The following is a 16,138-nucleotide window of genomic DNA, read 5'->3' on the forward strand; positions in this document are numbered from 1 at the left end:
AACGGGCAGCCTTGCGGCTCCCGGCGTGGCCGCGTGCAAACCCTTGAAGCCCTTGAGTTTAGACGATCGGATTCACCGCACGTAAAGGACGTGAGGTCACTAAAGATTCATCGTGCCGTTTAAGCGCTTTTTATAAGCCTTCACGTAAAACCAGACGCATCAGAGGGAACTAATCCCTCAAATGAAAATAAAATTTGAGGCGTCAGACATGAAGAGCACAGCACAGGCGGTGGAAACTGCCAAAACCGATGAACGTCGCGAAGAAATCCGGCCGCTTTACATGGAGGCGCTCACGCTCGTCGAGCGTCTCCATCGCCGGCTCTTGGACGTTATAAAGGATGAGTTCGACCGGCGCGGCCGTTCGGACGTGAACAGTGTGCAGGCGCTGCTGCTGTTCAACATTGGCGATGCCGAACTCACCGCCGGTGAATTGCGCACCCGGGGCTACTATCTCGGCTCCAACGTCTCCTACAACCTGAAGAAGCTGGTCGAGATGGGCTACCTGCACCATCAGCGCTCGCGCATCGACCGCCGCTCGGTGCGCATCAAGCTCACTGACAAGGGTGAGGAGGTGCGCGACATCGTGGAGAAGCTTTACCAGAAGCACATCGCCACGATCGAGCAGATCGGCGGCATCGGCGCCCAGGACTTCCAGGTCATCAACAAGGCCCTGGTCCGGCTGGAGCGCTTCTGGACCGATCAGATCCTCTACCGGCTCTGAACGCAGGGGCGGGGGCGCGAGGAGCCGGCGCGGGCGTCGCCTGCGTGCAAGGCGGCTCTGCGTCGGGCGTGCTTTGAAAGGCGGAAGACGCTGTGCTAAGCGACCGGGCGATGTTTCCGGTCGGGTACGGCCGTCGTTCGTCGTTCCCGCCGCCCGAGCCATGGAGCCCGGCCTATGTCCTCGCTTGCCAATACGGTCGCGGATACCGCGACGTTCTTCTCCGCGCCGCTCGACGAGACCGATCCGGAGCTCGCCGGCGCGATTCGCGCCGAGCTCGGTCGCCAGCGCGACGAGATCGAGCTGATCGCCTCCGAGAACATCGTCTCTCGGGCCGTGCTCGAAGCGCAGGGCTCCGTGCTCACCAATAAATATGCCGAAGGCTATCCGGGCCGCCGCTATTATGGCGGTTGCCAGTATGTCGACGTCGCCGAGACGCTCGCCATCGAGCGCGCCAAGAAGCTGTTCGGCGCCGGCTTTGCCAATGTGCAGCCGCATTCGGGCGCGCAGGCCAACACTGCGGTGTTCTTCGCGCTGATGCAGCCCGGCGATACCTTCCTCGGCCTCAACCTCGCCGCCGGCGGGCACCTGACCCATGGCGCGCCGGTGAGCCTCTCCGGCAAGTGGTTCAAGCCGGTGCCCTATAATGTGCGCCAGGACGACCAGCGCATCGATTATGAGGAAGTGGCCAAGCTCGCCGACGAGCACAAGCCGAAGGTCATCATCGCCGGCGGCTCGGCCTATCCGCGCCATATCGACTTCGTGAAGATGCGCGCCATCGCCGACTCGGTCGGCGCCTATCTCATGGTCGACATGGCGCATTTCGCTGGTCTGGTCGCAGGCGGCGTGCATCCGAACCCGGTGCCGCACGCCCATGTCACCACCACGACCACCCACAAGACGCTGCGCGGCCCGCGCGGTGGCATGATCCTCACCAATGACGAGGACCTGGCGAAGAAGGTCAACTCTGCCATCTTCCCGGGCACCCAGGGCGGCCCGCTGATGCATGTCATCGCCGCCAAGGCGGTGGCGTTCGGCGAGGCGCTGCGTCCCGAGTTCAAGCTTTACGCGAAGAACGTCGTGGAAAATGCCAAGGCGCTTGCGGAAAATCTCAAGGGCCATGGCTTTTCCATCGTCTCCGGCGGCACCGATACGCATCTGATGCTGGTCGATCTCCGCCCGAAGAAGCTCACCGGCAAGGTGTCGGAGGCCGCGCTCGGCCGTGCCCACATCACCTGCAACAAGAACGGCATCCCGTTCGACCCGGAAAAGCCGATGGTCACCTCCGGCGTGCGCCTCGGCACCCCGGCCGGGACCACGCGCGGCTTCGGCGTTGCCGAGTTCCAGCAGGTCGGCGACATGATTGCCGAGGTGCTCGACGTGCTCTCGCAGAAGGGCACCGACGAGGACAGCCTGGTTGAGGCCGCGGTTCGCGAAAAGGTGGCGGGACTATTGGCGCGGTTCCCCATCTATAATTGAAGCGAAGCCGCTATATATAGTAGCGATTCGCTAGCCGAGGAACTTCGATGCGCTGTCCCTATTGCGGGAGTCTGGACACCCAGGTGAAGGACTCCCGTCCGACCGAGGACAGCGCTGCGATCCGGCGCCGCCGCATCTGTCCGGATTGCGGCGGCCGCTTTACTACCTTCGAACGCGTTCAGCTGCGCGAACTCACCGTGGTGAAGCGTTCCGGTCGCCGCGTGCCGTTCGACCGCGACAAGCTTGCCCGCTCGATCGAAGTGGCGCTGAGGAAGCGCCCGGTCGATGCCGAGCGGGTGGAGCGGCTGGTTTCCGGCCTGGTCCGGCGGCTGGAGAGCATGGGCGAGAGCGAGATCGGCTCGGAGACCATCGGCGAACTGGTAATGGAGAGCCTGAAGCAGCTCGACGACGTCGCCTATGTCCGCTTCGCCAGCGTCTACCGCAATTTCCGCGAGGCAAAGGACTTCGAGGCGGTGCTCGGCGAGCTCGACTCCCGGGAAGACGGACGGCTCGACGAATGAGCGCGCCGCCGGGCGCGGGGGTCGATGACTGGCTGATGCAGGCCGCGCTGGCCGCCGGCCGCCGCAATCTCGGCATGACCTGGCCCAACCCCGCGGTCGGTGCGCTGGTGGTGCGCGAGAGCGGGCAGGGGCCTTTGATCCTCGCCCATGCCGGCACCGCGAAGGGCGGGCGCCCTCATGCCGAGCCGCAGGCGCTCGCCGACGCCGGGGAGGCCGCGCGCGGCGCCACGCTCTACGTCACGCTGGAGCCCTGCTCGCATCATGGTCGCACGCCGCCCTGCGTCGATGCCATCCAGGCGGCCGGCATTTCGCGCGTGGTGGCGGCTATCGAGGATCCGGACATCCGCGTTGCCGGGCGTGGCTTTGCCTTCCTGCGCTCGCAGGGCATCGAGGTGACTACCGGCATCGGCACCGAGGAGGCGCGCCTCGCCCATGCCGGCCATATTCGCCGTGTCACGCTCGGGCGCCCGCACCTCATGCTGAAACTCGCCGTCTCGGCCGACGGCAAGGCCGGGCTCGCCGGCCGGCGCCCGGTCGCGATCACCGGCGAGGCCGCGCGGCGCCAGGTGCATCTGATGCGCGCCACCCACGATGCCGTGCTCACCGGCATCGGCACCGTGCTGTCCGACGATCCGCAGCTCACCTGCCGGCTGCCCGGCATGCTCGACCGTTCGCCGGTGCGGGTGGTGCTCGACAGCACGCTGCGGCTGCCGCTTGCCTCAGCTTTGGTCGCCACCCACGAGATTGCCCCGCTCTGGCTGATCGCCGCCGAGGACGCCCCGGCCGACCGCGAGACCACGCTCACCGAGATAGGCGTCGAGGTGATGCGGGTGCGCCGCCGCCCAAATGGCGGGCTCGACCTCCACGAGGCCCTGCATCTGCTCGCCATGCGCGGCATCACCCGGCTGATGGTGGAGGCGGGGCCGCGGGTCGCGGCAGCCTTTGTGCAGGATGGGCTGGTCGACGAGGCGGATATCTTCACCGCGCCGGCAACGCTCGGCACCGACGCAATCGATGCCTTGCACGGCTTGCCGCTCTCCGCCCTCGACGCTTATCTGAGCGAGACCGAAACCGCGATGCACGGGCCCGATCGCCTGCGCGTATTGAGGCGAGCCTAGAGATCATGTTCACCGGCATCATCACCGATGTGGGCGAGGTGGCGCGGATCGAGCCGCGCAACGACGTCCGCCGCCTGACCATCCTGACCCGCTACGACACGTCCAGTATCGACCTCGGCGCCTCCATCGCCTGTTCGGGCGTCTGCCTGACGGTGGTCGGCACCGATGAGGGTACGTTCGACGTCGAGGCGGCGCCGGAGACGCTGGCCATCACCACGGTCAGCGGGTGGGGGCCGGGCACCCGCATCAATCTGGAACGCGCGCTGAAGATCGGCGACGAGCTCGGCGGCCATATCGTCCAGGGCCACGCCGACGGCGTCGCCAAGGTGATTTCCCGCGAGGATCTCGGCGAGACCACGCGCTTCTGGTTCGAGGCGCCCGAGGCACTCGCCCGCTTCATTGCGCCGAAGGGCTCGGTTGCGCTCGACGGCACCTCGCTCACCGTGAACGAGGTCGAAGGCGCGCGCTTCTCCTGTTTGCTGATCCCGCACACGCTTTCGCACACCGCGTGGGGCGAGGTGCGAGCTGGGAACGTTGTCAATATCGAAATCGACATGATGGCCCGCTACGCTGCGCGGCTTGCGGAGTTCCGCTGAGCCCTGTACGTCCTCGACCCGTCCATCTGCATGAGGTTGCTCCATGGCGAGCCCGCGCCCGCCGCGTGCCTCCGATGACGCCCCGGTCCACGGGCGCGTGCTCATCGTCGAGGCCCGCTTCTATGACGATATCGCCGACGAACTGCTGGCCGGCGCCACCGCCGCGCTGACGCATGCGGGGGCGAGCTATGACGTCGTTACCGTGCCCGGCACGCTGGAAGTGCCGCCCGCGGCCGCCATCGCGCTCGATGCCGCGGCCCATGCCGGCCATCCCTATGATGCGGTAGTGACGCTCGGTTGCGTGATCCGCGGCGAGACCTATCATTTCGAGATCGTCGCCGGGGAATCCGCCCGTGCGCTGATGGACCTCGCGGTCGCCCGCAAGATGCCGCTCGGCAATGGTATCCTCACCGTCGAGACCGACGAGCAGGCATGGGTGCGTGCCCGTGTGGCCGATGGCGACAAGGGCGGCGGTGCCGCCAAGGCGGCGCTGTCGCTGCTGCGTCTCAAACGCAAGGTCGGGTGAGGCATGTCCACGACGCCGACCAAGCCCGTCAACCACAAGCCGATCCGCAAGAGCGCGGCGCGGCTCAATGCGGTGCAGGCGCTCTACCAGATGGATGTCGCGGCGACCCCGTTGCCGGAGATCCTCGCCCAGTTCGAAAGCCACTGGATCGGCCGCGAGATCGAAGGCGACGAGATCGCCCCGGCGGATCTCACGCTGTTCCGCGATATTGTCGGCGGCGTGCTGCGCGAGCAGCGCACGATCGATCCGGTGCTCGACGCCGCTCTGGTGAATGGCTGGCCGCTGAAGCGTATCGAGGCGGTGTTGCGCGCCGTGCTGCGCGCCGGTGCCTATGAACTCGCCAGCCGCATGGATGTGCCGGCGCGCGTCGTGGTGGCGGAATATGTCAATGTCGCCGCCGCCTTCCTCGACCGCGAGGAGACCGGCATGGTGAACGCCGTGCTCGACGGGCTCGCGCGGGAGAAGCGCGCCGACGAATTCACCAGCTAGGGGCGAGAGATGAGCTCGGGTTCGGGCGAGGGCGGCTCCGCCGAGGACAGGCTGATCGCCCGGCTGTTCGCGCCATTGGCGCGGCACCCCGGCGCGCTCGGGCTATTGGACGATGCGGCGGTGATCGCGCCGCCGCCGGGCCACGACCTGGTGCTGACCAAGGACGCACTGGTCGCCGGCGTGCATTTCTTCCCCGAGGACCCGCCGGCCTCGATCGCCCGCAAGGCGCTGCGGGTGAACCTTTCCGACCTCGCCGCCAAGGGCGCCGATCCGCTCGGCGTGCTGCTGGCCTTCGCAGTGCCACCGGATATGGGCGAGGCGGCGCTGGCCGCGTTCGCACGCGGTCTCGGCGAGGACTGCACCGCTTATGGCGCGCCGCTGCTCGGCGGCGACACGGTACGCACGCCCGGCCCCTTCACCGTCTCCATCACCGCACTCGGCACGGTGCCGGCGGGGCGGATGGTGACGCGGCTCCATGCCGGGGCAAAACAGGCCATCGTCGTCACCGGCACCATTGGCGACGCGGCGCTCGGTCTCGCTTTGCGGCTCGATCCCAAGCGTGCCGGCTTTGCCGGGCTCAGCCCCGCGCATGTTGCCTTCCTGAAGGATCGCTATCTGCATCCGCGCCCCCGCCTGGTGCTGAGCACGGCGCTGCGCGAGCATGCCAGCGCGGCGATGGATGTCTCGGACGGGCTCATCGGCGACCTCGCCAAGCTGCTCGCGGCCTCGCGCATCGCCGGCCGGATCGAGGCGGCGCGGGTGCCGCTCTCCGCCGCCGCCCGTGCCGCGATCGCGGCGGAGCCGACGCTGTTCGAGACCGCGCTTACCGGTGGCGATGATTACGAGATTCTCGCGGTGATGCCTGAGGAACGGCTCGACGCCTTCGGCGCGGTCGCCACTGCAGCGGGCGTCGGCGTGACTGTGCTCGGCCGGACGCTCGCCGGCGAGGGGCTGGCGGTCGAAGCGGCGGATGGCGCGCCAATGGTGCTTGAGCATCAGAGCTTCAGTCATTTCTGAGCCTGTACCAAAGGCTGACATTCTACGGATTGCCACGGTTGTATTCCGGCCCTAGCTTCGCGGAGAAGGGGCGGACAGATCGGGAACCCAAAGAATGAAGACGTTAAGGATCATAGCGGCCGCTGCGATTCTCGCGCTCGGCGCCAGCGCGGCGCATGCGGAGATGAAGAAGGTGCGCATCGGCACCGAGGGCGCCTATCCGCCCTTCAATTCGGTGAGCACCTCCGGCGAACTGGTCGGGTTCGACATCGACATCGCCAAGGCGCTCTGCGCCAAGATGAAGGTCGAGTGCACCTTCGTCGCCCAGGACTGGGACGGCATCATTCCGGCGCTGCTGGCCAAGAAGTTCGACGCCATCGTCGCCTCGATGTCGATCACCGAGGAGCGCAAGCAGAAGGTCGCCTTCACCGTCCCGTATTATTCGACGCCGGGCAATTTCATCGCGCCGAAGGACACCAAGCTCACCGACCTCTCGCCGGCCGGACTGAAGGGCAAGACCATCGGCACGCAGTCCTCGACCACCGCGTCGGTGTATCTGGAGGAGAAGTACAAGGACAGCGACATCAAGCTCTATCCGACGCAGGACGAGGCCAACGCCGATCTCGCCAATGGCCGGCTCGACACCATCCTGGCCGATAAGTTCGTGCTCTACGAGTGGCTGGAGAAGACCGACGCCGGCAAATGCTGCAAGTTCATCGGCGCCGACATCAAGGACGTGAACCCCGAGGGCACCGGCATCGCCGTGCGCAAGGAAGACAATGAACTGCGCGAGGCGCTGAACAAGGCGATCAAGGAGATCGTCGCCGACGGCACCTACAAGAAGATCAACGAGAAGTATTTCCCCTTCAATATCTATTGATCGGCATTGTTGACCGCGGACCCGGCGCCCGCCGGGTCCGCTTTGTCTTTTCTCTCGCGTCCGATCTCGGTGAACCCATGAAGTCCGATACCATCGTCCTGGGCGCCGGCATTGTCGGCACCTCGGTGGCGGTCAACCTTGCGCTCTCCGGTGCCAAGGTGACGCTGATCGACCGCCGCGGCCCGGGCGAGGAGACCTCCTACGGCAATGCCGGCCTCGTCGAGCGCGCCTCCATCTATCCGGTGGCATTTCCGCACGAGCTCAAGGCGATCATCGACGTCGTGCTGAAACGCAATCCGGCGGCGAACTACCATTGGAGCGCGCTGCCTGGCCTCGCGCGCTGGCTGTACGCTTACTGGCGCGCCTCCTCGTCCGAGGGCGTCCTGTCCTATGCCCGCACCATCGAGAAGTTGCTGGCGTTCAGCCTGTCCGAGCACGAGCGGCTCGCCGGGCCGGCCGGCGCCCTGCATTATTTCCGCGAGGGCGGCTGGCTGAAGGTCTATCGCAGTGAGGCGGGGCTTGCCCGTGAGCGTTCCGAGTTCCCGCTGGCGCGCAATTATGGGCTGACGCCGCGCGAGATCACGGTCGACGAGGCGCTGACTCTGGAGCCGAATCTCAGGCCGATCTTCCACGGCGCCGTGCTCTGGTCCGACCCGCAGTCGGTCTCAAGTCCGGGCGGGGTGACCAAGGCCTATGCCGACTATTTCCGCAAGCTTGGCGGCACCATCGTCCAGGCCGATGCGCGGGCGCTGGCGCCGATTCCCGGCGGCTGGCGGGCGGTGACCGAGGATGGCGGCGTCGACGGCGCCAATGCCGTGGTCGCGCTCGGGCCGTGGGCACCGGACGTGCTGCGCTCGCTCGGCCTGCGTCTGCCATTCGCGGTGAAGCGCGGCTATCACATGCACTATGCCCCCGCCGGCGGCGCCGGCCTGTCGCGGCCGGTACTCGACGAGGAGGGTGGCTATGTCATCACCCCGATGGAGCAGGGCATTCGCCTGACCACCGGCGTCGAGTTCGCCCGTCGCGACGCGCACAAGACCCCGGTGCAGCTTGACTGGACCGAGCCGCTGGCGCGCGAACTGTTTCCGCTCGGGCCGCGCCTCGAGGCGGAACCCTGGATGGGGTGCCGTCCGGCCTTTCCCGACATGCTGCCGGTCATCGGCCCGGCGCCGGGGCGCCCCGGCCTGTGGCTCGCCATCGGCCACCAGCATCTGGGCTTCACGCTCGGCCCGGCGACCGGACGCCTCATCGCCGAAATGATGAGCGGGGCGACGCCGTTCACCGATCCGGCGCCGTTCTCGGCCGCGCGCTTGCGCTGAAACGCCGTCATTTTGGCTGCCATGCCGCGTCAGCATGCCGCAAGCGCTGTAATGTCAGCGGATTATGCGGTTTGCGCCCAAGGTTTCGTTGCGGGTGGCGCGACTTTTTGGCACGCTCGCCGCAATTCGGGCCCAGGGGCGGCGGACTAGGGCACCGAGGCCGGCAAAGTGCGGCCAACCGACAACAACGATCCCGCCGCTTCGGAAACAGCCTAGGTGGGATTGAACTCATGCTTTCTCTATTTCTGATCGTGCTCTGCGGCTTGCTGTCGATCGCCTATGGCGTCTGGGCATTCCGGGAGGTCATGTCGTCTGACCCCGGCACCATGCGCATGCAGGAGATCGCGGGCGCGATCCGCGAAGGCGCGCAGGCCTATCTTGCGCGGCAGTACACGACCATCGCCGTCGTCGGCGTGGTCATCTTCCTCATCGTCGGTTTCATGCTCGGCTGGCTGGTCGCCATCGGCTTCCTGATCGGCGCGGTGCTCTCCGGCATTGCCGGCTTCATCGGCATGAATGTCTCGGTGCGCGCCAATGTCCGCACCGCGCAGGCGGCGACGCAGTCGCTGGAGGGGGGCCTCGACCTCGCCTTCAAGGCGGGCGCGATCACCGGCCTGCTGGTGGCCGGCCTCGCGCTGATGGGTGTCACGATCTATTACGGCGTGCTTACCCGTGGGCTGGGCTTCGCTCCGGGCGCCCGCACGGTGGTCGACTCGCTGGTGGCACTCGGCTTCGGCGCCTCGCTGATCTCGATCTTCGCCCGCCTCGGCGGCGGCATCTTCACCAAGGGCGCCGATGTCGGCGGTGACCTCGTCGGCAAGGTGGAGGCCGGCATCCCCGAGGATGATCCGCGCAATCCCGCCACCATCGCCGACAATGTCGGCGACAATGTCGGCGACTGCGCCGGCATGGCGGCTGACCTGTTCGAGACCTATGCGGTGACGCTGGTCGCCACCATGGTGCTCGCCATCATCTTCTTCGGCACCAATGCGGCGCTGCTCGGCTCGATGCTCATCTATCCGCTCGCCATTGGCGCGGTGTGCATCATCACCTCGATCGCCGGCACCTTCTTCGTCAAGCTGCCGGCGAGCCGCTCGATCATGGGCGCGCTCTATCGCGGCTTCATCGCCACCGCCGGCCTCTCGGTGGTCGCGGTCGCCATCGTGACCTGGCTGGTCATCGGCTTCGGGCCGATCGCCGGCACCGACTTCACCGGCCTCTCGCTGTTCCTGTGCGGGCTGGTCGGGCTGGCGGTGACCGGGCTGATCGTCTGGATCACCGAATACTATACCGGCACCGGCTTCCGCCCGGTGGTGTCGATCGCCCAGGCCTCGGTCACCGGGCACGGCACCAACATCATCCAGGGCCTCGCCGTGTCGCTCGAATCGACCGCGCTGCCGACCTTGGTGATCATCGCCGGCATCCTGTTCGCCTACGGCCTCGCCGGCCTGTTCGGCATCGCCATCGCCGCGACCACGATGCTGGCGCTCGCCGGCATGGTGGTGGCGCTCGACGCCTTCGGCCCGGTCACCGACAATGCCGGCGGCATTGCCGAAATGGCGGGCCTGCCCAAGGAAGTGCGCCAGTCCACCGACGCGCTCGACGCGGTCGGCAACACCACCAAGGCGATCACCAAGGGCTATGCCATCGCCTCTGCCGGGCTCGGAGCGCTGGTGCTGTTCGCGGCCTATAATCAGGACCTGAAATACTTCACCGCGCAGGCGACGCCGGGCAGCTATTTCGAAGGCGTGACGCCGAACTTCTCGCTGGAGAACCCCTACGTCGTCGTCGGCCTGCTGTTCGGCGGCCTGCTGCCGTTCCTGTTCGCCGCCATGGGAATGACGGCAGTGGGGCGTGCAGCCGGCGCCATCGTCGAGGAGGTGCGCCGGCAGTTCCGCGAGAAGCCCGGCATCATGCAGGGCACCGAGAAGCCGGACTATTCCCGCGCGGTCGACCTGCTCACCAAGGCGGCGATCAAGGAGATGATCGTGCCCTCGCTGCTGCCGGTGCTCTCGCCGGTGGTGTGCTACTTCGTCATCTATCTGGTGGCGGGCGGTGGGGTCGCCGGCAAGTCGGCGGCGTTCTCCGCGCTCGGCGCCATGCTGCTCGGCGTGATCGTCACCGGCCTGTTCGTCGCCATCTCGATGACCTCGGGAGGCGGCGCCTGGGACAATGCGAAGAAGTCGTTCGAGGATGGCTTCGTCGACAAGGACGGGGTGCGCCACTTCAAGGGTTCCGAGGCCCACAAGGCTTCGGTGACCGGCGATACCGTCGGTGATCCCTACAAGGACACCGCCGGCCCGGCGGTGAACCCGATGATCAAGATCACCAATATCGTCGCGCTGCTGCTGCTGGCCATGCTCGCGCACTGACGCGAGCGTCCCGACACGAAAAAGCCCCGCGTCGCTCGTCGGCGCGGGGCTTCCTATTGGCGGCCGGAAAATGTTCCGGAGTTACATGCCGAGGCCGGGATTCAGCGTGCTGGCGGTGAAGAGCTGGCCGAGGAAGGAGAGTTCCTGGCCGCTGGTCGGCGTGGTGCGCGAGGCGAAGTCGAACACCTTGCCGTCCTTCAGCCCGTAGTCGGCGATGCGCGTGACGCGCTTGTCCTTCTTGTCGAAATAGACCGCCATGACACGCTGGTCGACCACTTCCGGCTTCAGGAACATCACCTTCTTGGTCTTCTGCGAGATGTAATAGAACACCTCGCCATCCACGGTGGCGACGGTCGAGGGCGTGCCGAGCACCAGCAGCACCTGCTCCTGGCTGGAGCCGACCGGCACCTGCTCAAGCGAACCGTCGGTGGCGACATAGCCGCGCTGGCGTTCGGTGACGAAACCGGTGGGCGTGCGCGGCAGGCCAAGAGTCGCCGTCGGGATCACCGTGCCACTGGAGCAGGCAGACGCGCCGAGCGCGACCGCAAAGCAAGCGGCGAGGGCGAGGCCGCGCCGGCGGGCGGTGAGCGTCGTCCGCTCAGAGATCATAGGCAAGCACTCCATTACCCGACCGTTCCCCTTTATCCTGAAGCGCGGCAGCCATCCAGAGGCATCCCCGGCAAGGCCCCGTCCGTCGATACCGTGCCGTGTCAAAGCGACGCCGCATTCGCGGGGCTTTGTGGGGCCGATATCGACCGCATTCTCCTTGCCACCCTCGGCCGGCCGCGCTAACCCGCCCGTTCGTATCCTGGAGGGCCAGGCGGGCCGGCAAGCATCGGACGGCAGACGGACATGATTCTGCGCTTCTTCCGCCGCGACGACGGACGCGCGACCATCGAGCGCCTCTATGGCGCGATCGTGGCGCAGTCCCGCAATCCGGCGTTCTATACGGATTTCGCGGTGCCGGACACCATTGCCGGGCGCTTCGAGATGATCCTTCTGCATGCTTTTGCGCTGTTCCATCGCCTGAAGGACGAGCCGGAGGAGCGTCGCGCGCTCGGCCAGCGCGTGTTCGACGAATTCTGCCGCGACATGGATTCGAACCTGCGCGAGATGGGCGTCGGCGATCTCACCGTGCCGAAGAAGATGAAGCGCGTGGCCGAAGCCTTCTATGGCCGCGCCGGGGTCTATGACGCCGCGCTGGCCGCGGGCGACAATGCCGCGCTCCAGGACGCGCTGCTGCGTAACGTCTATGCTTCCGACGCCGCGCGGGCGGGCGAGGCGGAACGGCTCGCCGCCTATGTGCGCGGCCTGGCCGCTGCGCTGGCCGGACAGTCCTTCGAGAGCCTCGCCGCCGGCGAGATAGTGTTTCCTGCCGCTGCGCCGGCGCCCATTGCCGAGACCACGTGATGAACGATACGCCCAGATCCGCTAAGCCTGCCCTCAGCCAGTCCGTGGTGGTGGCGCACCTGCCGGAAGACGGCCAGACTTTCCGCGTCACGCCGGACGAGGCGACCCGCGCGGCGCTGGCGAAGGAATTCAGCATCGTCGCCATTCCCGCGCTCAAGGCCACTGTCACGCTCACCCCGGACGGGCGCGGCGGCGTGCGGGTCGGCGGCCATGTCGAGGGCACCGTTCGCCAGACCTGCGTGGCGACCCTGGAGCCGTTCGATGCGCCGGTCTCCGAAGAGATCGAGATGCATTTCGTGCCCGAGGACCGGCTTCCCGAGATGCGGCCCGGCGCCGAGATCGAGGTTGGGGCAGATGAACTGCCTGATCCGCTGGTCAATGGCGCGGTCGATATCGGCGCCGTGGTCAGCGAATTCCTGGCGCTCGGCATCGATCCCTATCCGCGCAAGCCCGGCGCGGTGTTCGAGGTGCCGCCATTGCCCGGGGCCGAGGAGGAATCGCCCTTCAGCGCGCTGGCGCGGCTGCGGCGCGACGAGCCGAAGGGCGAGGAATGAGCGGCACAATTGCCGCGCCGGCACGACAGGCTATTGTCACGGCCCCGCGCTTGAGGCATCCGTGAGCGCCGCGCGCTGAACGTCCGCGCGCTGAACGTCATCGTGCCGATCCCATTTTTGTCCGATCCGTTTGGACCGACCAGGAATTCGAACCACCTTATGTCATCGCTCGTCCGCATCGCGCTCGACGTCATGGGCGGGGATCATGGTCCCGAGGTGGTCATTCCCGGCGCCGAGATCGCGCTGACGCGCCATCCCGACATCCGCTACCTGCTGTTCGGCGACAAGGCGCGCATCGAGCCGCTGCTGGCTTCGCGCCCGAAGCTCGCCGCCGCCAGCGAGGTGTTCCACACCGACGTCGTGGTGCAGATGGACGACAAGCCGAGCCAGGCACTGCGCCGCGGCCGCCGTGTCTCCTCGATGTGGAAGGCCATCGACGCGGTGCACACCCACCACGCCGACTGCGCGGTTTCCGCCGGCAATACCGGCGCGCTGATGGCGATGGCCAAGGTCAATCTCAAGACCATGGCCGGCATCGGCCGCCCGGCGATCGCCTGCCTCTGGCCGACCATGCGCGGCGAGAGCGTGGTGCTCGATGTCGGCGCCTCGATCGGCGCCACCGCCCAGCACCTCGTCGACATGGCCGTGATGGGCGCCGCCATGGCCCGCATCGTTTTCGACATCGACCGGCCGAGCGTCGGCCTGCTCAATGTCGGCGTCGAGGAGATCAAGGGCGTCGAGGAGGTCAAGGAAGCCGGCGCGGCGCTGCGCGAGGCCAACCATCCCGGCCTCAACTACCATGGCTTCGTCGAGGGCGACGATATCGGCCGCGGCGTGGTCGATGTCGTGGTCACCGAGGGCTTTGCCGGCAATATCGCGCTGAAGACGGCGGAAGGCACCGCCAAGCAGTTCGCCGAATATCTGCGCAACGCCATCAATCGCAGCTTCCTCTCCAAGATCGGCTATGTGCTGGCGCGCAGCGCCTTCCGCGCGCTGCGCGAGAAGCTCGATCCGCGCAAATCCAATGGCGGCGTGTTTCTCGGCCTCAACGGCGTCGTCATCAAGAGCCATGGCGGCACCGACGCCGAGGGCTTCGCCTCCGCCGTCGATATCGGCTACGACATGGTGCGCTACGAGTTGCTCTCGCGCATCGAGAAAAACCTCGACAGCCGTCCCAGCGTGGCCGGCACTCCCACCGTTCCGCCCGCGGCCGCTCTCCCCACGGACGCTCTACAGGTTCAATCGTGACGCAATTCCGATCCGTCGTGCGCGGCGTGGGCTCCTACCTGCCCGAACGCATCCTCACCAATGCCGACCTCGCGCTGATGGTGGACACCTCCGACGAATGGATCGTCCAGCGCACCGGCATCAAGGAGCGGCGCATCGCCGCCGATGGCGAGGTGACCTCCGACCTCGCGCTCCACGCCGCCCGTGCGGCACTCAAGGACGCCGGGCTGGAGCCGGGCGACATCGACCTCATCGTGCTCGCCACCTCGACGCCGGACAACACCTTCCCGGCGACCGCGGTGGCGGTGCAGGCCGGGCTCGGCATCACCCATGGCGCGGCGTTCGACCTGCAGGCGGTGTGCTCGGGCTTCGTCTTCGCCATGGCGACCGCCGATAATTTCCTGAAGGCCGGCAATTTCCGCCGCGCGCTGGTGATCGGCGCCGAGACCTTCTCGCGCATCCTCGACTGGACCGACCGCACCACCTGCGTGCTGTTCGGCGACGGGGCAGGGGCGGTGGTGCTGGAGCGAGTGGCGGCTGACGAGGCGAACGGCGCCGGGATACTGACGACGCATCTGCGCTCGGACGGCCGGCACAAGAACAAGCTTTATGTCGATGGCGGCGTCTCCTCCACCCGCAGCGTCGGCTATCTGCGCATGGAGGGCCGCGAAGTGTTCCGCCATGCGGTCGGCATGATCACCGACGTGATCGAGGATGCCTTCGCCGCCACAGGGGTCGATGCGCAATCGCTCGACTGGTTCGTGCCACATCAGGCGAATCGGCGCATCATTGACGCGAGTGCCACCAAGCTCGGCATCGCGCCGGGCAAGGTGGTGATGACGGTTGATCGCCACGGCAACACGTCCGCTGCGTCAATTCCGCTCGCGCTCGCCGTGGCTCATGCCGACGGGCGCATCAAGCGGGGCGACGTCGTGCTGCTGGAAGCGATGGGCGGCGGCTTCACCTGGGGCTCGGCGCTGCTGCGCTGGTAAGCGAATTTGTGTGCCTGCGCAGACCGTTGCCGTTGACCGTGAACGCCATCGACGCCTAGGCTGGAGTCGGGACGGTGCGATTGCGTATTGGGTGGAGAGAATAATGTCCGGTCGGACAATCACGCGCGCGGATCTTTGCGAGGCCGTGTATCAGCGCGTCGGCCTTTCCCGCACGGAATCCGCTGCTCTGGTCGAGACGGTGCTGTCGGAGATCGCCGATTGCGTGGCGAAGGGCGAGACGGTGAAGCTGTCTTCCTTCGGCTCCTTCGTGGTGCGCCAGAAGGGTGAGCGCGTCGGCCGCAATCCGAAGACCGGCGAGGAGGTTCCGATCTCGCCGCGCCGCGTGATGGTGTTCAAGCCATCCAACATCCTCAAGCAGCAGATCAACGCCGAACCGGCGAAGTGATCCGGTAGGAGGTGCTGGCCGTGGAGAAAGGCCCCGACGCCTTCCGCACGATCAGTGAGGTCGCGGACGACCTCGATTTGCCGCAGCATGTGCTGCGCTTCTGGGAGACGCGCTTTCCGCAGATCCGCCCGCTCAAGCGCGGCGGCGGGCGGCGCTATTATCGCCCTGACGACATCGAGCTGCTGCGCGGCATAAGGCATCTGCTCTACAGCGAGGGCTACACCATTCGCGGGGTGCAGCGCATCCTGAAGGAGCAGGGGCCGCGCTTCGTGCAGATGGTGTGGCTGGAGGCCGACGATGTCGGGCTCGCCGACGCCGATATGGGCGAAGACATCGGCCGGGATCTCGAGGATCTCGGCATCGATGCCGGTCACCCCGGCATGGCAGCGGATGCGGGCGAACGCCGTGCTGCGCGCGCGCCGCTCGACGACGAGCCGCGTGGCGGGGCGCTGGGCGGCATTCTGAACCTGCTGCCCACGCGCCGTGGTCGCGAGGGCGAGCGCAACGAGCCTTCCGCGCGGATCGCGCGCGAGGA

At 67.1% G+C, this 16,138-nt stretch carries 17 protein-coding genes and 1 pseudogene; 17 read left to right on the top strand and 1 reads right to left on the bottom strand.

What is annotated here, in order from left to right:
- Window positions 1-265 precede the first annotated feature (265 nt).
- The 11 genes from G3545_RS02815 (at window position 266) to G3545_RS02865 (ending at window position 11,014) form a co-directional block, all read left to right on the top strand.
- Window positions 266-721, top strand: a complete 456-nt coding sequence (locus tag G3545_RS02815; RefSeq protein WP_246702848.1) for a winged helix DNA-binding protein — start codon at window positions 266-268, stop codon at window positions 719-721.
- A gap of 174 nt (window positions 722-895) precedes the next feature.
- Window positions 896-2,197, top strand: coding sequence for a serine hydroxymethyltransferase (gene glyA, locus G3545_RS02820; RefSeq protein ID WP_170009646.1), 1,302 nt, complete (start codon window positions 896-898; stop codon window positions 2,195-2,197).
- A 47-nt stretch (window positions 2,198-2,244) separates the two neighbouring features.
- On the top strand, window positions 2,245-2,718 hold the full coding sequence (nrdR, locus tag G3545_RS02825; protein ID WP_170009648.1) for a transcriptional regulator NrdR: 474 nt from the start codon (window positions 2,245-2,247) through the stop codon (window positions 2,716-2,718).
- Window positions 2,715-3,836 (top strand): bifunctional diaminohydroxyphosphoribosylaminopyrimidine deaminase/5-amino-6-(5-phosphoribosylamino)uracil reductase RibD, encoded by a 1,122-nt coding sequence (gene ribD, locus G3545_RS02830; RefSeq protein ID WP_246702665.1) that lies wholly within the window; start codon window positions 2,715-2,717, stop codon window positions 3,834-3,836. Before nrdR ends, ribD begins: the two co-directional genes overlap by 4 nt.
- A gap of 5 nt (window positions 3,837-3,841) precedes the next feature.
- The gene (locus tag G3545_RS02835; RefSeq protein ID WP_170009650.1) at window positions 3,842-4,432 is read left to right on the top strand and encodes a riboflavin synthase; all 591 of its coding nucleotides are present in this window, start codon (window positions 3,842-3,844) and stop codon (window positions 4,430-4,432) included.
- 43 nt (window positions 4,433-4,475) lie between these two features.
- Window positions 4,476-4,958, top strand: a complete 483-nt coding sequence (gene ribH / locus G3545_RS02840; RefSeq protein WP_170009652.1) for a 6,7-dimethyl-8-ribityllumazine synthase — start codon at window positions 4,476-4,478, stop codon at window positions 4,956-4,958.
- Window positions 4,959-4,961: 3 nt separating this feature from the next.
- Complete coding sequence (gene nusB, locus G3545_RS02845) at window positions 4,962-5,447, top strand: transcription antitermination factor NusB (RefSeq protein ID WP_170009654.1); 486 nt, start codon at window positions 4,962-4,964, stop codon at window positions 5,445-5,447.
- A 9-nt stretch (window positions 5,448-5,456) separates the two neighbouring features.
- Window positions 5,457-6,464 (top strand): thiamine-phosphate kinase, encoded by a 1,008-nt coding sequence (thiL, locus tag G3545_RS02850; RefSeq protein WP_170009656.1) that lies wholly within the window; start codon window positions 5,457-5,459, stop codon window positions 6,462-6,464.
- Window positions 6,465-6,558: 94 nt separating this feature from the next.
- Window positions 6,559-7,323, top strand: a complete 765-nt coding sequence (locus tag G3545_RS02855) for an ABC transporter substrate-binding protein (protein ID WP_170009658.1) — start codon at window positions 6,559-6,561, stop codon at window positions 7,321-7,323.
- Window positions 7,324-7,400: 77 nt separating this feature from the next.
- Window positions 7,401-8,642 (top strand): FAD-binding oxidoreductase, encoded by a 1,242-nt coding sequence (locus G3545_RS02860; RefSeq protein ID WP_170009660.1) that lies wholly within the window; start codon window positions 7,401-7,403, stop codon window positions 8,640-8,642.
- Between the two features lie 230 nt (window positions 8,643-8,872).
- Window positions 8,873-11,014: a sodium-translocating pyrophosphatase gene (locus G3545_RS02865; protein ID WP_170009662.1), complete on the top strand. Its 2,142-nt coding sequence runs from the start codon at window positions 8,873-8,875 to the stop codon at window positions 11,012-11,014.
- An 81-nt stretch (window positions 11,015-11,095) separates the two neighbouring features.
- Here the strand turns inward: G3545_RS02865 and G3545_RS02870 are convergent, their stop codons facing one another.
- Complete coding sequence (locus G3545_RS02870) at window positions 11,096-11,623, bottom strand: outer membrane protein assembly factor BamE (protein ID WP_170009664.1); 528 nt, start codon at window positions 11,621-11,623, stop codon at window positions 11,096-11,098.
- Between the two features lie 243 nt (window positions 11,624-11,866).
- Between G3545_RS02870 and G3545_RS02875 the strand changes: the two genes are divergently transcribed.
- From G3545_RS02875 to G3545_RS29560, 6 genes and pseudogenes are all read left to right on the top strand, one after another.
- On the top strand, window positions 11,867-12,424 hold the full coding sequence (locus G3545_RS02875; protein ID WP_170009666.1) for a ubiquinol-cytochrome C chaperone family protein: 558 nt from the start codon (window positions 11,867-11,869) through the stop codon (window positions 12,422-12,424).
- Complete coding sequence (locus G3545_RS02880; RefSeq protein ID WP_170009668.1) at window positions 12,424-12,978, top strand: DUF177 domain-containing protein; 555 nt, start codon at window positions 12,424-12,426, stop codon at window positions 12,976-12,978. Before G3545_RS02875 ends, G3545_RS02880 begins: the two co-directional genes overlap by 1 nt.
- Before the next feature lie 159 nt (window positions 12,979-13,137).
- Window positions 13,138-14,226 (top strand): phosphate acyltransferase PlsX, encoded by a 1,089-nt coding sequence (gene plsX / locus G3545_RS02885; protein ID WP_170009670.1) that lies wholly within the window; start codon window positions 13,138-13,140, stop codon window positions 14,224-14,226.
- Window positions 14,223-15,197 (top strand): beta-ketoacyl-ACP synthase III, encoded by a 975-nt coding sequence (locus tag G3545_RS02890; protein ID WP_170009672.1) that lies wholly within the window; start codon window positions 14,223-14,225, stop codon window positions 15,195-15,197. Before plsX ends, G3545_RS02890 begins: the two co-directional genes overlap by 4 nt.
- 103 nt (window positions 15,198-15,300) lie before the next feature.
- Window positions 15,301-15,603 (top strand): integration host factor subunit alpha, encoded by a 303-nt coding sequence (locus G3545_RS02895; protein WP_170009674.1) that lies wholly within the window; start codon window positions 15,301-15,303, stop codon window positions 15,601-15,603.
- A gap of 20 nt (window positions 15,604-15,623) precedes the next feature.
- Window positions 15,624-15,878, top strand: a pseudogene (locus tag G3545_RS29560) (MerR family transcriptional regulator); the annotation flags it as partial.
- Window positions 15,879-16,138 lie beyond the last annotated feature (260 nt).

The sequence above is a fragment of the Starkeya sp. ORNL1 genome, from assembly GCF_012971745.1.
GTDB lineage: Bacteria > Pseudomonadota > Alphaproteobacteria > Rhizobiales > Xanthobacteraceae > Ancylobacter.

Excerpts from the sequence above, each read along its gene's own strand:
- glyA (WP_170009646.1), top strand. The coding sequence starts at position 896 with ATGTCCTCGCTTGCCAATACGGTCGCGGATACCGCGACGTTCTTCTCC.
- nrdR (WP_170009648.1), top strand. The coding sequence starts at position 2,245 with ATGCGCTGTCCCTATTGCGGGAGTCTGGACACCCAGGTGAAGGACTCC.
- ribD (WP_246702665.1), top strand. The coding sequence starts at position 2,715 with ATGAGCGCGCCGCCGGGCGCGGGGGTCGATGACTGGCTGATGCAGGCC.
- G3545_RS02835 (WP_170009650.1), top strand. The coding sequence starts at position 3,842 with ATGTTCACCGGCATCATCACCGATGTGGGCGAGGTGGCGCGGATCGAG.
- ribH (WP_170009652.1), top strand. The coding sequence starts at position 4,476 with ATGGCGAGCCCGCGCCCGCCGCGTGCCTCCGATGACGCCCCGGTCCAC.
- nusB (WP_170009654.1), top strand. The coding sequence starts at position 4,962 with ATGTCCACGACGCCGACCAAGCCCGTCAACCACAAGCCGATCCGCAAG.
- thiL (WP_170009656.1), top strand. The coding sequence starts at position 5,457 with ATGAGCTCGGGTTCGGGCGAGGGCGGCTCCGCCGAGGACAGGCTGATC.
- G3545_RS02855 (WP_170009658.1), top strand. The coding sequence starts at position 6,559 with ATGAAGACGTTAAGGATCATAGCGGCCGCTGCGATTCTCGCGCTCGGC.
- G3545_RS02860 (WP_170009660.1), top strand. The coding sequence starts at position 7,401 with ATGAAGTCCGATACCATCGTCCTGGGCGCCGGCATTGTCGGCACCTCG.
- G3545_RS02865 (WP_170009662.1), top strand. The coding sequence starts at position 8,873 with ATGCTTTCTCTATTTCTGATCGTGCTCTGCGGCTTGCTGTCGATCGCC.
- G3545_RS02870 (WP_170009664.1), bottom strand. The coding sequence starts at position 11,623 with ATGATCTCTGAGCGGACGACGCTCACCGCCCGCCGGCGCGGCCTCGCC.
- G3545_RS02875 (WP_170009666.1), top strand. The coding sequence starts at position 11,867 with ATGATTCTGCGCTTCTTCCGCCGCGACGACGGACGCGCGACCATCGAG.
- G3545_RS02880 (WP_170009668.1), top strand. The coding sequence starts at position 12,424 with ATGAACGATACGCCCAGATCCGCTAAGCCTGCCCTCAGCCAGTCCGTG.
- plsX (WP_170009670.1), top strand. The coding sequence starts at position 13,138 with ATGTCATCGCTCGTCCGCATCGCGCTCGACGTCATGGGCGGGGATCAT.
- G3545_RS02895 (WP_170009674.1), top strand. The coding sequence starts at position 15,301 with ATGTCCGGTCGGACAATCACGCGCGCGGATCTTTGCGAGGCCGTGTAT.